Genomic DNA, 13,691 nt, shown 5'->3' on the forward strand with positions numbered 1-13,691 from the left:
GTGGTCCTGGTGCCCCGGGGGCTATAATGTGGCGCTCTGGTGGGGGGCCGGGGGGCCCCCCTGGGGGGCCAGGCGGCCCCCAACAAAAACCCCTGTAGGAGCCGGCTTGCCGGCGATGGGGCGCGCAGCGGCCCTTCGTTTTTCTAAGGTTTGGCCCAGGAGTGGAAGCCACCCACCCGGACAAACCGGTTGAAGGGCAGCAAGTGGCGCAACGCCGCCTTGTAGGCCGGCAGGTCCACGTACAGCCGGGCATTGATGCGCGGCATCTGGTACAGGTTGGTGATGTGGCGCAGCAGCCGCAATGGCGGCAGGTGACGGTCGACCATGTCAGTCAGCAGCCCCGGGCCGGTTAGCCGGTTGAGTGTTGCGGCGTAGGCGTAGAACCCCTGCGGATCCTCTTGCAGGCTTGGCCGGCGGGTGTAGAAGTCCGCTTCGGCCAGGTAACGTGTGCGCATTTCTTCGCTGATCGCCAGCAATGTGGGGTTGCCGGCATGGCTGCCGATCAGGCTGGAGTTGAACTGGCAGTTCATGCCCAGCGTCTCGTTGGACACCGGCGGGAACAGCAACAGGCCATCCTCGGTGGTGTTCATCTGCACCTCATCCAGCGCTTCGCCCGGGCTGCCGAAGGGTTCACCGTTGCGGGTGTAGGGGTATTCGCCTGCTGCCAGCAGGCTGTCGTCGACATCCATGTAGATCCCCCCCTCGCTGTGCAGCATCGGGTAGCGCAGCACATCCGAGGCCGACGCGTAGTTGCCGCCGTCCAGCGCGGCCTGGTACTGGGCATGGTAAGGGCCGTCGCGAAAGGCGGCGAACCAGCGCTGGTCTTCCAGCGCCAGCACTTGCAGCCCCGGTGCGTGGGCGCCGAGCAAACGCAGGTTTTCAGCGTGGGCGGTGGGGGTGGCCCTGGAAAGGCACAGCCTCAGGCGGTACTGGCTGCTGCCCAGCCGCTCGGTGTTGTTGCCCAGGTTGGTCAGCAGTTGCGCATCCAGCACCTTGTCGCCTACCCACAGGCAGGTGAACTGCCTGGGTATCGCCCGTGCACCGGCCAAGGGGGTTGCGGGAATCTGTACCGGCAGGTGCAGGTCGATACCCAGGGCCCGCAGCGTGCCCATGCGCATCGGGTCGGTGGCGACACGGTTACGCACATCGATCGGCTGCAGGTCGCGGCTGCCGGCTTGGGGCACGTAGTGCTGCGCCAGTACCTCGTTCTGGTCGCCTTCGAGGATGAAGCTGTCGGTCTCCATGTCGTAGATGACATAGGCGTTGTAGTTATTGACAGATGCCGACAGCAGGTCGGGCGTGCCGTCGTAGCGCGGTTCGCGGATGATGGCCGCGGCAGTGATGCCATCGGCGCCGTCCAGCGGTGCTATGGGGTCGGGGAGGTGGAAGTACTGCGCGGCTTCCTCGAGCGGCCAGTGTGGCGGCGAGACCGGGCTCAACGGGTAGCCGCGCCTGCCATTGAACTCGCCGGGTACGACGAACCCGTCGGCCTTGATTCTGAACAGTGCCGCACCCTTGGATACGCCGGCATGTAGCAGTGGCAGGGCATTGAGCAGGCCAAAGGTGGCGCTGCTTACGCCTTCTGCGCGTTGCTGCTGGCCGTGGCCGTTGATCGCCTGGTCCAGCCCCAGGCCGAACTGGATGATGCCGCCGAGGGCGAAGATCGGCGCCAGCTCCGGTAGCACGATAGCCAGCGGCGCCAGCAGGTTGATCGCCGAGTCCAGGTAGCCATGCCAGCGGGCCTTGGTGATGTCGCTGTCGCTAGTGATCCGGTAGTCGGCGTCGGCGTAGCTGCGGCTGCGTTGCTGTTGGGTCAGGGCGTGGAACAGCTCGCCCTCGATCAGCGGGCTGTACTTGTCGGCCTTGTAGTTGACGTAGGTGTGCGGGTACCAGATGCCTTCGGTGGTGAAGCCTGGGTGGTCGCTGGGCAGGTCGTTGGCTGCCGGGTACACCGCAAGCCCTTGCAGCGCGGTGTCCAGGCCGCTGAAGTCCAGGCCATCGGGCAGGTCGGCGAGGGCGAAGTGCTGTTTCAGGGCCGCCCGGGTTTCGCGGTTGCGGCATTGCCCGGCAACCCACTCCTGCAGGCTGTGCTGGTTGGCGAAACGGTGCAGCGGCGCACTGTTGCCGGGGATGTACAGCAGGGTCAGGCCACTGTGGCTGTCGCTGATCTGTATCAGGTCGGTGGCCACGTAGCCGTAGATGTTCAGAAAGCGCACATGCACCGGGTGCGGCGCCTGTTCCAGCCCGGCGGCACGCCAGGCCAGGCGCCGCGCATCGTCAGCCAGGCTGCCCTCGGCTACCTGGCGGTTGCAGGCGGTGATGAAAGCCAGCTTGGCCGCCAGGCGGTGGCTGTCTGTGTTCGAGTGCCAGTAACGGTCGAGCATCGCTTTGAAAGTAGTATGGAAGTCCAGGTTCCAGATGAACCGCTGAAAGTCCTCGGCCGCCAGCTGTACATGGGTGCGGGCGCTGTACTCGGCAGGGCTGGCCTGGCGGAACAGGCCGTTGTAGACCAGGTAACCGGTGCCGCTTTGCAAAGCGCCCGGCGGCTCGAGCCGGTCCACCAGGGTGATGCGCTGGCTGTCGGGGAAGCTGCCGGCCCAGGGCTGGCCGAAGGTGGCCCCCAGCAGATTGTTGGCCGACTCCCCCTGCCAGTTGGCCAGCACTGCCTGGGTCAGGGTCATTTTCTGCGCCAGCACCCCGACGTCGCCAACGCCATGGCGCCATTGGTGGTGCAGCACCACCACGTCGGTGCGGTCCGGGTCCAGGGCCAGGCCGCGCTGGCCGGCCCAATTGCGGATGGCCTCGGCCGCGGCGCGGTCGGGGCGGGGGAAGGCCTTGAGGTGGTCGCGCACCAGGTGCACGCCGGCATCGGCGATATAACGGGTGGTCATGGTGATTGCCCTGGTCAGGAATGGGCAACCACGATGCAGGCTTGCCGGGCAGGCCAGGAGGTACTGGTATGCCCCCTGGCCTCAGGGCTGGTGTGGCAGGCGTGGCAGGTTTGGGGTGATGTCGCGCTCGCCCGGTGGGCTGTCGTCAAAGCCCGCCGGCACCTTGCCGCGCAGTTGCCAGGCAAAGGCGATGATTTCGGCGATGGTCAGGTACAGCGCCTCGGGGATCTGCTCGCCGAGCTCCAGGCGTGCCAGCAGGCGCACCAGTTCGGCGTTCTCGTAGATCGGCACTTCGTGTTCGCGGGCAATGGCGAGGATGGCCTCGGCCAGCTCGTCGTCGCCCTTGGCGCTGAGGGTGGGGGCCTGCTGGCCGTCGTAGCTCAGGGCGATGGCCTGGCGCGGTTGCTTGTGCTTCATGCGGTCTCGTCCACCCAGCGTTGTTCCAGGCGCGTGCGCGGCCCTTGTGGCGGGGTGCCGGGGAAGCACTCCAGGTCGCCGACATCCAGGCCGCGGGCCAGCAGGCGCTCGCGCAGGGTGCCCAGTTGGCTGTCGATCAGCCGCGCGGTACGCTCCTGCTCGGCCCACAACTGGCCAGTCAAGCGCCCCTGGGCCAGTTGCGCCTGCACCTGCAGCGGCCCCAGCGGGGCCAGGTCGAAGGCCAGCTCAATGCGCCACAGGGCCTGCAGCGGGTCGCGTTGTTCTTGCTCGCGCTCGCGGCCTGCCTTTTGTTCCGGGGTTTCCTCGCGCTGCAGCTTGACCTGCAGGGGGATGAACTCCTGCCCGTGGCGGATCGGCACCTCGGTTTGCCAGCTGGTCTGCAGGTTGCCGTTTTCCAGGGTGCCGCTTTGCTGCAGGCTGGACAGCGCATGGCTTTGCAGGCGCGACACGGCGCCGGCGGCCAGGCGCAGCAGCTGTTGCAGGTCGCCTTCGTCCTCCAGCGCCTGCAACAGCCGCGAGGGCAGGGGGAAGGCGCCCGGCTGCGGGCGCGGGCTGACCTGGCCGAGCATGCCCAGGGCGTTGCGGGCAAAGCCAGGCAGGGCCTGGGCCAGGGTGCTGGCGACCAGCGTCGGGCTGGCCAGGGTGCCGGTGGGCGGGGCGGGCAACTGGGCGACCAGGCGCACCAGTTGCGCCTTGAGGTCGGGCACCACACTGCCGGCCAGGCCGCCCAGCAGCTTGGCTTCGAGGAAGGCGCCGCTGTTGTTCAGGCTTTGCGCGACGGTTTTCGGGTCGGCCAGCTCGCGCGCCTGGGGCAGGCTGGCCAGCAGCCGTTCGGCGCTGGCGCGCAGCTCGGCGCCGGTGTCGGGCGAGCGGGCGACTTGCTGCAGGGCGTTGAGCAGGCCCGGCAACGAGGCCTGCTGGCTTTGCTGGGTGGCCAGTTGTTGGGCAACGGCCAACTGGTCCTGGCGGCCGCTCAGGGGCACGAAGCGCAGCGACTGGTCGCCCTGCACCACGGCGCTGAGCAGGCTGCCTACCGGCAAGGGCCGGGGGCTGTCGATGGTCAGGGTGGTGCCGGCCTGGCTGCTGCTCAGCAGGGTTACCAGCGAGCGGTAGCTGGCCACCTCGCCCGGGTTTTGCGGCAGTGCCTGGGTGGTGACCACCTTGCCTTGCAGCAGGGTGCCCACTGGGGTCTGGCTGGTGTCCAGGCGGGTGAGAGTGGCGACGTTGTTGGCCTTGCCGGCCTGCACCACCAGTGCCAGTTCGTTGTTCTGGGTTTGCGTGACGCTGACCTGGCTGCCTTGCGGTAGGGGGAAGCTGGCGCTGGTCTGCACCTGGGTCTGCTGGCCGCTGTTGGCGCTCAGGCGCATCAGCATCATGTAGGTCTGGCCCACCTGGCGCAGCGACAGCACCTCGGCCTGCGCGGTCTCGCCCTCGGCCACCACCCCTGGCTGGGGTTGCAGCAGGCGCAGCAGGTCACCGGTCATGGTCGCCTTGACCACCTGCGTGTTTAACGCAGTTTGTGCGCCGAGACTATTGATTTCAGTCATGATTGTATACAACCTGTCGAACCAGCCCTCGTGGCAGCGCGGCGACACATGCAATAATGCCGCGCGCCCGCCTGCCAGTATAACGGCAGGGCCCGGGGCGACTTGAGACACAGGCCGCAGAGCGGTGTTTGCGGCTTCGCGGGTAAACCCGCTCCCACAGGGCCAGCGCAAGGCCTGTGGGAGCGGGTTTACCCGCGAAGCATGCAACACCGGCCCATGGCCAATGCATAAGGCGATACCGTGACCCTTCACCTCCAAGCCGCAGGCCTGGCCTGCGAGCGCGACTGGCGCCTGCTGTTCGAGCACCTGGACTTCGAACTGCGCCCCGGCGACATGCTGCAGATCGCCGGGCCCAACGGCAGCGGCAAGACCAGCCTGCTGCGTTTGCTGGCCGGGTTGATGCAGCCGACCGCCGGGCAGATCCTGTTCAACGGGCAGCCTTTGGCCGAGCAGCGCCATGCCCTGGCCAGCATCCTGCTGTGGATCGGCCATGCCGCCGGCATCAAGGACCTGCTCACTGCCGAAGAAAACCTCGCCTGGCTGTGCGCCCTGCACCGGCCGGCCACCTCGGGGGCTATCTGGCAGGCGCTGGAGGCAGTCGGGCTGCGCGGCTTCGAGGATGTCCCCTGCCACACCCTGTCGGCCGGCCAGCAGCGCCGCGTGGCACTGGCCCGGCTGTACCTGGAAAGTCCGCCGCTGTGGATTCTCGACGAGCCTTTCACCGCCCTCGACAAACAGGGCGTCGCGCAACTGGAAGCGCACCTGGCGGCCCACTGCGAGCAAGGCGGAACGGTGGTGCTGACCACCCACCACACACTGGCGCACACGCCGTCCGGCTACCGCGAACTGAACCTGGGGCAATGGGCGGCATGAGCGTATTCCTTCTGTTGTTGCGCCGCGAAGCGCGTCTGCTGTTCCGCCGCCCGGCAGAGCTTGCCAACCCACTGGTGTTCTTTGCCATCGTGGTGGCGCTGTTCCCCTTGGCGGTCGGTCCGGAAAGCCAATTGTTGCAAACCTTGTCGCCAGGATTGGTATGGGTGGCAGCGCTGCTGGCGGTGTTGCTGTCGCTGGACGGGCTGTTTCGCAGCGATTTCGAGGACGGTTCGCTAGAGCAGTGGGTGCTTTCGCCGCACCCGCTGGCGCTGCTGGTGCTGGCCAAGGTACTGGCCCACTGGATATTTTCCGGGCTGGCGCTGGTATTGTTGGCGCCGTTGCTGGCGCTGATGCTGGGGCTGCCGCCCAGTTGCCTGCCGGTGCTGCTGGCTTCTTTGTTGCTGGGCACCCCGGTGCTGAGTTTGCTCGGTGCGGTGGGCGCGGCGCTGACGGTCGGGCTCAAGCGTGGCGGCCTGCTGCTGGCGCTGTTGATTCTGCCGTTGTATATCCCTGTATTGATCTTGGGCAGTGGTGCGTTGCAGGCCGCGTTGCAGAATATGCCGGCCACCGGCCAACTGCTCTGGCTTGCCAGCCTGACTGCCCTGACCGTGACACTGGCACCCTTTGCGATCGCCGCCGGGCTGAAAATCAGCGTCGGCGAATAACGAGTGCCGGGCACTGCAGCCCGGCCAACACCCTGGATGTACCCTGATGAAAATAAGCTGGACGTGGTTCCACAAACTGGGCTCGCCGAAATGGTTCTATGCCATCAGCGGTCGCATGCTGCCGTGGCTGGCGGTGTCTGCCGTGCTGTTGCTGGTGGTGGGCATCACCTGGGGCCTGGCCTTCGCCCCGCAGGACTACCAGCAGGGCAACAGCTTCCGCATCATCTATATCCACGTGCCGGCGGCCATGCTGGCGCAGTCGTGCTACGTGCTGCTGGCCGTGGCCGGGGTGGTGGGGCTGGTGTGGAAGATGAAACTGGCCGACGTGGCGCTGCAGTGCGCCGCGCCGATCGGCGCCTGGATGACTGCGGTGGCGCTGGTCACCGGCGCCATCTGGGGCAAGCCCACCTGGGGCAGTTGGTGGGTGTGGGACGCGCGCCTGACCTCGATGCTGATCCTGCTGTTCTTGTACTTCGGCATCATCGCCTTGGGCCAGGCCATCAGTAACCGCGACAGCGCGGCCAAGGCCTGCGCGGTGCTGGCCATCGTCGGCGTGGTGAACATCCCGATCATCAAGTACTCGGTGGAGTGGTGGAACACCCTGCACCAGGGCGCTACCTTCACCCTCACCGAAAAACCCGCGATGCCGGCTGAAATGTGGCTGCCGCTGCTGTGCACCGCGCTGGGTTTCTACTGCTTTTTCGGTGCGGTGCTGCTGTTGCGCATGCGCCTTGAAGTGCTCAAGCGCGAGGCGCGCGCCAGTTGGGTCAGGGATGAAGTGTTGAACAGCCTGGGGCGGGAGGGCGCGCGATGAGCTTTGCATCCTTCAGTGATTTCCTCGCCATGGGCCACCATGGCCTGTACGTCTGGTCGGCCTATGGCATTTGCCTGGCAGTGTTGGCGCTGAATGTCGCCACCCCGATGCTGGCCCGGCGTCGCTATTTGCAAGAAGAGGCGCGACGACTGCGCCGGGAGACCAAACCGTGAATCCGCAGCGCAAGAAACGCCTGTTCATCATCCTCGGCCTGCTGGCCGGTGTCGGCGTGGCCGTGGGCTTTGCCCTGAGCGCCCTGCAACAGAACATCAACCTGTTCTACACCCCCACCCAGATCGCCAACGGCGAGGCGCCGCTGGACACGCGCATCCGCGCCGGCGGCATGGTCGAGAAGGGCTCGGTGCAGCGCTCGGCCGACTCGCTGGATGTGCGCTTCGTGGTCACCGACTACAGTAAATCGGTGCCGATCACCTACCGCGGCATCCTCCCCGACCTGTTCCGCGAAGGGCAGGGTATCGTCGCCTTGGGCAAGCTCAACGCCGAGGGTGTGGTGGTGGCCGACGAAGTGCTGGCCAAGCACGACGAGAAATACATGCCGCCAGAGGTCACCAAGGCCCTCAAAGAGAGCGGCCAGGCCGCCACTGACACGCAGGCCAAGCCATGAACGCAGCCCTGGTGATACCCGAACTCGGGCAGTTGGCGATGATCCTGGCGATCTGCTTCGCTGCCGTGCAGGCCAGCGTGCCGCTGCTCGGCGCCTGGCGCGGCGACAGCCTGTGGATGGGCCTGGCGCGCCCGGCGGCCTGGGGGCAGTTCGCCTTTTTGGCGTTCGCCTTCGCCTGCCTGACCCACGCCTTCATGACCGACAACTTCTCGGTCGCCTATGTAGCCAATAACTCCAACAGCGCCTTGCCCTGGTACTACAAGTTCAGCGCCGTGTGGGGTGCCCACGAAGGCTCGCTGCTGCTGTGGGCGCTGATTCTGGGGGGCTGGACCTTCGCCGTGTCGGTGTTCTCGCGCCAGCTGCCGCAGGTGATGCTGGCCCGGGTGCTGGCGGTGATGGGCATGATCAGCGTGGGCTTCTTGAGCTTTTTGATCATCACCTCCAACCCGTTCTCGCGCCTGCTGCCGCAGGTGCCGGCCAACGGCCGCGACCTCAACCCGCTGCTGCAGGACTTTGGCCTGATCGTCCACCCGCCGATGCTGTACATGGGCTATGTGGGCTTCTCGGTGGCCTTCGCCTTCGCCATCGCCGCGCTGCTGGGCGGCCGACTGGATGCGGCCTGGGCGCGTTGGTCGCGGCCCTGGACCATCGTTGCCTGGGCGTTTCTCGGCGTGGGCATCACCCTGGGTTCGTGGTGGGCCTACTATGAGCTGGGCTGGGGTGGCTGGTGGTTCTGGGACCCGGTGGAAAACGCCTCGTTCATGCCCTGGCTGGTGGGCACGGCGCTGATCCACTCGCTGGCGGTGACCGAAAAGCGCGGCGTGTTCAAGAGCTGGACCGTGCTGCTGGCCATCGCCGCGTTCTCGCTGAGCCTGCTGGGTACCTTCCTGGTGCGCTCCGGGGTGCTGACTTCGGTGCACGCTTTTGCTGCCGACCCGTCGCGCGGCATTTTCATCCTGATTTTCCTGTTGTTCGTGGTCGGCGGCTCGCTGACCTTGTTCGCCCTGCGCGCGCCAGTGGTCAAGAGCCAGGTGGGCTTTGCCCTGTGGTCGCGCGAGACGCTGCTGCTGGCCAACAACCTGGTGCTGGTGGTGGCGGCCTCGATGATTCTGCTGGGCACCCTGTACCCGCTGGTGCTCGATGCCCTGACCGGGGCCAAGCTGTCGGTCGGCCCGCCTTACTTCGACGCGCTGTTCCTGCCGTTGATGGCCTTGCTGATGCTGGTGCTGGGCGTGGGCGTGCTGGTGCGCTGGAAGGACACCCCCGGCAAATGGCTGGCCGGCATGCTCACCCCGGTGCTGGTGGGCAGCGCGGTGCTGGCGCCGGTGGCCGGGCTGATCGTCGACGACTTCGACTGGCCGGCGCTGAGCGTATTCGCCCTGGCCGCCTGGGTGGTGCTCAGCGGTGTGCGCGACATCCTCGACAAAACCCGCCACAAGGGCCTGGGCAAGGGGCTGGCGGGCTTGACCCGCAGCTACTGGGGCATGCAGTTGGCCCACCTGGGCCTGGTGGTGTGCGCCCTGGGCGTGGTGCTGTCGAGCAACAACAGCGCCGAGCGCGACCTGCGCATGGCGCCGGGCGAGAGCGTCGAGCTTGGCGGTTATCGCTTCCTGTTCGAAGGCGCCAAGCACTTCGAAGGGCCGAACTTCATCTCCGACAAGGGCACCATCCGCGTGTCCCGCGACGGCCGTGAGGTGAGCGTGCTGCACCCGGAGAAGCGTCTGTACACCGTGCAGCAGTCGATGATGACCGAGGCCGGTATCGACGCAGGCTTTACCCGCGACCTGTACGTCGCCTTGGGCGAGCCGCTGGAAAATGGCGCCTGGGCGGTGCGGGTGCATATCAAACCCTATGTGCGCTGGATCTGGCTGGGCGGTCTTCTGACCGGCCTGGGCGGCTTGCTGGCGGCCTTCGACCGGCGCTACCGCGTCAAGGTCAAGACCCGGGTGCGTGAAGCCCTGGGCGTGTCTGGAGCGACTGCATGAAGCGTTGGATCATGGTCGTGCCACTGGCGGTATTCCTGCTGGTGGCGGTGTTTCTGTACAAGGGGCTGTTCCTCAAGCCCGACGAGCTGCCCTCGGCGATGATCGGCAAGCCGTTCCCGGCGTTTGCACTGCAAACGGTGCAGGGCGATCGGGCGCTGACCCAGGCCGACTTGCTGGGCCGCCCGGCGCTGGTCAATGTGTGGGGCACCTGGTGCCCGTCGTGCAAGGTCGAGCACCCGTACCTCAACCAACTGGCGCAGCAGGGCGTGGTGATCCACGGGGTCAACTACAAGGATGACAGCGCCGCCGCGCTGAAATGGCTGGCCGAATTCCACAACCCGTACCAGCTCAACATCGCCGACCCGCAGGGCTCGCTGGGGCTGGACCTGGGCGTATACGGCGCGCCGGAAACCTTCCTGGTCGATGCCAAGGGCATCATCCGCTACAAGCACGTCGGTGTGGTGGATGCCACGGTGTGGCGCGAGCAGCTGGCGCCGCTGTACCAGGGCCTGGTCGACGAGGCCCGGCCATGAAGCGCTGGCTGGCAGCCGTCGTGCTGGGCATGGGCCTGGCCGGCATGGCCCGGGCGGCCATCGACACCTATCAGTTTCGCGACGAGGCCGAGCGTGAGCGCTACCAGCAGCTGACCAAGGAACTGCGCTGCCCCAAGTGCCAGAACCAGGACATCGCCGACTCCAACGCGCCGATTGCCGCTGACCTGCGCCGCGAGATCTTCCGCATGCTCGGCGAGAACCAGAGCAACCAGCAGATCATCGACTTCATGGTCGATCGCTACGGCGACTTCGTGCGCTACAAGCCGGCCCTGAGCGGGCGTACCTGGCTGCTCTGGTTCGGCCCCGGGATCTTGCTGGCCGGCGGCTTCGTGGTGCTGGCGGTGATCGTCCGGCGCCGCCGTGGCCAGGCTGCGGCCGGCCCTACCGAACTGTCCGCCGACGAACACGCGCGGCTCGCCAAACTGCTGGAAAAAGAACGTACCCATGACTGAATTCTGGCTTAGCGCGGGCCTGCTGCTGCTCGCCGCCCTGTCTTTTCTGCTGATCCCCATTCTGCGTGGCCGCCGTCGCCAGCAGGCCGAACAGGACCGCACCGCGCTCAACGTGGCGTTGTACGAAGAACGTGTGGCGGAGCTTGCCGCCCAGCAGGCCGCCGGCGTGCTGGATGACGTGCAACTGGCCAATGGGCGCGATGAGGCAGCCCGCGAGCTGCTGGCCGACACCGAGCGCGACGATAGCGCGCGCCAGGGCCAGTTGGGCCGGGTGATCCCGCTGCTGGCAGCGCTGCTGGTGCCCGCCATGGGGTTGGGGCTGTACCTGCATTTTGGCGCTGCCGACAAGGTCGAGCTGACCCGTGAGTTCGCCAGCGCGCCGCAGTCGATGCAAGAGATGACCACGCGCCTGGAGCGCGCCGTGCAGGCCCAGCCGGACTCGGCCGAGGGCCTGTACTTCCTCGGCCGTGCCTACATGGCCGAGCAGCGCCCGGGCGATGCAGCCAAGGCCTTCGAGCGGGCCGTGGCCCTGGCAGGCCGCCAGCCGGAGCTGTTGGGGCAGTGGGCCCAGGCACTGTACTTTGCGGCCGACAAGCAGTGGTCGGCGCAGGTGCAGGCGCTCACCGACGAAGCGCTGAAGGCTGACGCCAACGAAGTCACCAGCCTGGGCCTGCGCGGTATCGCCGCGTTCGAGGGCGAGCGTTACCAGGAGGCCATCGACTTCTGGAAGCGCCTGCTGGCGCAACTGCCCGAGGGCGACGCTTCGCGGGCTGCCTTGCAGGGCGGTATCGACCGCGCTGCCGACCGGCTCAAGGCCGGCGGCGGCAAGGTGGCCGAAAGCGCACGCCTGAAAGTGCGGGTGGAGCTGGCTGCAGCGCTTAAAGACAAAGTGCGCCCGGACGACACCGTGTTCATCTTCGCCCGCGCCAGCAACGGCCCGCCGATGCCGCTGGCGGCCAAGCGCGTGACCGTGGCGCAGTTGCCCATCGAGGTGGAACTGTCGGACGCCGACGCGATGATGCCGCAGATGAAACTGTCGGATTTCGCCGAAGTCCAACTGGTTGCACGTGTCTCGCGTGCCGGCCAGCCGACCCAAGGTGAATGGAAGGCGCAGAGCGCGCCGCTGGCCACCGGCACCCAGGCTACCCAGCACCTGACCATCGACAGCCCCGATTCTTGAGCGAGCAGCCATCATGAACAGCACCGTCCGCCTGACCCTGATCACCCTGGCTTTGGGGCTTTCTGCGTGTACGGTGCACCCGCCGGTGGAGCGCGAGCCGCTGCCGCCGATCGAGAGCACGCCGCAACCCCAGGGTCCGGTGGTCAAGCCGCTGCCCGGCAGCCAGCCGAGCGGCCCGGCGGCGATCCCCAAACCCATGCCACGCACCTCGGCCAGCTTCGCCCCGCCACCGGGCGGCGCCAGCCACTGGGACCCCAAGCTTGGGGTGTACGTACTCGAGAAGCAGCCGAACACCTTCTATCGCCAGCGCACCTACTACCGCTGGAACAGCGGCTGGAGCTGGTCGCTGAGCCCCAACGGCCCGTGGCAGGAAACCGACAGCAGCGGCGTGCCGGGCGGCCTGGGCAGGGCCTTCGCCCAGTAACGAGCGCCTTGTGGCCGAGATGGCATGCCATGGTCGGCCCGCTGCATAATGCCGCTTCCCATTGTCTGGAGGTGGCATGAACAAGACAGTCCTGGTGCTGGTGGAAACCGTCGACGATTACCTGCCGTTGCTGGAGCAGGCCGGTTACCGGCTGATCCGCGCGCCGTCGCCACAGATGCGCGCCGACGCCATCGCCCGGCATGCCGGCGAGATTGACGCCGTGCTCACCCGCGGGCCGCTGGGCCTGACTGCCGCTGAAATCGAAGCTTTGCCTGGGCTGCAGATCATTTGTGTGATCGGTGCCGGTTACGAGCAGGTGGACCTGGCGGCCGCGTTCGCCCGGGGCATCACGGTCACCAATGGTGCCGGGGCCAATGCCGGGCCTGTGGCTGACCATGCCTTGGCCCTGTTGCTGGCGCTGTTGCGCGATATCCCGCGGGCCGATGCCAGCACCCGGCGCGGTGAGTGGAACCGGGTGATCAGCCCTTCGGTCAGTGGCAAGCGCTTAGGTGTGATTGGCCTTGGCGCGGTGGGGCAGGCCATTGCCCGGCGGGCTTCGCTGGGGTTCGACATGAGTGTCAGCTACCACAGCCGTACGCCTCGGGCTGATGTGCCCTACACCTGGTATGACAGCCCGCTGCACCTGGCCGATGCGGTGGACATTTTGGTGGTTGCCACCCCTGGCGGGGCCGGCACCCGGCACCTGGTGGATGGGGCGGTGCTTGAGGCCCTGGGGGCTGAGGGGTATCTGGTGAATATTGCCCGGGCGAGTGTGGTAGATACCCAGGCCTTGGTGCTGGCTTTGCAGAGCGGCGGGATTGCCGGGGCGGCGCTGGATGTGTTCGATGATGAGCCCTTGGTGCCTGAGGTGCTGCGCGGGCTTGACAATACGGTGTTGACGCCGCATGTGGCGGGGCAGTCGCCTGAGGCGGCGCGGGATACGGTGGCTTTGGTTTTGCGGAATTTGCAGGGGTTTTTTGGTGGGGGTGGGGTGGTTACGCCGGTGCTTGGGTAGTTTGAGGTTCTGAGTTCTGGGTTCTGAGTTCTGAGTTCTGGGTTCTGAGTTCTGAGTTCTGAGTTCTGAGTTTTTGGGTTCTTTGGTTGTTTGGAAAGTTGTATGCGCATTCATTATTTGTAGTGACGCTTACTCACCTTTCCGCCCTTACGGCGGGTTACTTTTTTTCGTGGAAAAAAGTAACCAAAAACCGTGCGCTCCATTCATCCGGCCCTCCGCTTCGCTCCG

At 66.6% G+C, this 13,691-nt stretch carries 14 protein-coding genes; 11 read left to right on the plus strand and 3 right to left on the minus strand.

Annotation, left to right across the window (positions count from 1 at the left end):
- Positions 1–143 precede the first annotated feature (143 nt).
- From ACI2KK_RS26950 to ACI2KK_RS26960, 3 genes are all read right to left on the minus strand, one after another.
- On the minus strand, positions 144–2,891 hold the full coding sequence (locus ACI2KK_RS26950) for a dermonecrotic toxin domain-containing protein (RefSeq protein WP_404671348.1): 2,748 nt from the start codon (positions 2,889–2,891) through the stop codon (positions 144–146).
- 81 nt (positions 2,892–2,972) lie between these two features.
- A complete protein-coding gene (locus ACI2KK_RS26955; RefSeq protein WP_404671349.1) occupies positions 2,973–3,308 on the minus strand; it encodes an EscU/YscU/HrcU family type III secretion system export apparatus switch protein in 336 nt (111 codons plus the stop codon).
- Positions 3,305–4,876: a flagellar hook-length control protein FliK gene (locus ACI2KK_RS26960; RefSeq protein WP_404671350.1), complete on the minus strand. Its 1,572-nt coding sequence runs from the start codon at positions 4,874–4,876 to the stop codon at positions 3,305–3,307. The genes ACI2KK_RS26955 and ACI2KK_RS26960 overlap by 4 nt, the downstream gene beginning before the upstream one ends.
- Before the next feature lie 240 nt (positions 4,877–5,116).
- On the opposite strand from ACI2KK_RS26960, the gene ccmA reads away from it, so the two are divergent.
- From ccmA to ACI2KK_RS27015, 11 genes are all read left to right on the plus strand, one after another.
- Positions 5,117–5,749, plus strand: a complete 633-nt coding sequence (gene ccmA, locus ACI2KK_RS26965) for a cytochrome c biogenesis heme-transporting ATPase CcmA (RefSeq protein WP_404671351.1) — start codon at positions 5,117–5,119, stop codon at positions 5,747–5,749.
- On the plus strand, positions 5,746–6,414 hold the full coding sequence (ccmB, locus tag ACI2KK_RS26970) for a heme exporter protein CcmB (protein WP_217839625.1): 669 nt from the start codon (positions 5,746–5,748) through the stop codon (positions 6,412–6,414). Before ccmA ends, ccmB begins: the two co-directional genes overlap by 4 nt.
- 46 nt (positions 6,415–6,460) lie before the next feature.
- Complete coding sequence (locus ACI2KK_RS26975) at positions 6,461–7,228, plus strand: heme ABC transporter permease (protein WP_404671352.1); 768 nt, start codon at positions 6,461–6,463, stop codon at positions 7,226–7,228.
- Complete coding sequence (ccmD, locus tag ACI2KK_RS26980) at positions 7,225–7,401, plus strand: heme exporter protein CcmD (RefSeq protein WP_404671353.1); 177 nt, start codon at positions 7,225–7,227, stop codon at positions 7,399–7,401. The genes ACI2KK_RS26975 and ccmD overlap by 4 nt, the downstream gene beginning before the upstream one ends.
- Positions 7,398–7,853, plus strand: coding sequence for a cytochrome c maturation protein CcmE (gene ccmE, locus ACI2KK_RS26985; RefSeq protein WP_404671354.1), 456 nt, complete (start codon positions 7,398–7,400; stop codon positions 7,851–7,853). Before ccmD ends, ccmE begins: the two co-directional genes overlap by 4 nt.
- A gap of 11 nt (positions 7,854–7,864) precedes the next feature.
- A complete protein-coding gene (locus tag ACI2KK_RS26990; protein ID WP_404671359.1) occupies positions 7,865–9,838 on the plus strand; it encodes a heme lyase CcmF/NrfE family subunit in 1,974 nt (657 codons plus the stop codon).
- Positions 9,835–10,371, plus strand: coding sequence for a DsbE family thiol:disulfide interchange protein (locus tag ACI2KK_RS26995; RefSeq protein WP_217839621.1), 537 nt, complete (start codon positions 9,835–9,837; stop codon positions 10,369–10,371). The genes ACI2KK_RS26990 and ACI2KK_RS26995 overlap by 4 nt, the downstream gene beginning before the upstream one ends.
- Positions 10,368–10,844 carry a cytochrome c-type biogenesis protein CcmH gene (locus ACI2KK_RS27000; RefSeq protein ID WP_404671355.1) on the plus strand — a complete coding sequence of 159 codons (477 nt, stop codon included), beginning with the start codon at positions 10,368–10,370 and terminating at the stop codon, positions 10,842–10,844. Before ACI2KK_RS26995 ends, ACI2KK_RS27000 begins: the two co-directional genes overlap by 4 nt.
- Entirely contained in the window at positions 10,837–12,024 is a 1,188-nt protein-coding gene (ccmI, locus tag ACI2KK_RS27005; RefSeq protein WP_404671356.1) for a c-type cytochrome biogenesis protein CcmI, read from the plus strand. Before ACI2KK_RS27000 ends, ccmI begins: the two co-directional genes overlap by 8 nt.
- A 13-nt stretch (positions 12,025–12,037) precedes the next feature.
- A complete protein-coding gene (locus ACI2KK_RS27010) occupies positions 12,038–12,448 on the plus strand; it encodes a hypothetical protein (protein WP_404671357.1) in 411 nt (136 codons plus the stop codon).
- 76 nt (positions 12,449–12,524) lie between these two features.
- On the plus strand, positions 12,525–13,463 hold the full coding sequence (locus ACI2KK_RS27015; protein WP_404671358.1) for a 2-hydroxyacid dehydrogenase: 939 nt from the start codon (positions 12,525–12,527) through the stop codon (positions 13,461–13,463).
- The last annotated feature ends 228 nt before the right edge of the window (positions 13,464–13,691 follow it).

Source organism: Pseudomonas sp. NPDC089406 (assembly GCF_044900265.1).
Lineage (GTDB): Bacteria > Pseudomonadota > Gammaproteobacteria > Pseudomonadales > Pseudomonadaceae > Aquipseudomonas > Aquipseudomonas fakonensis.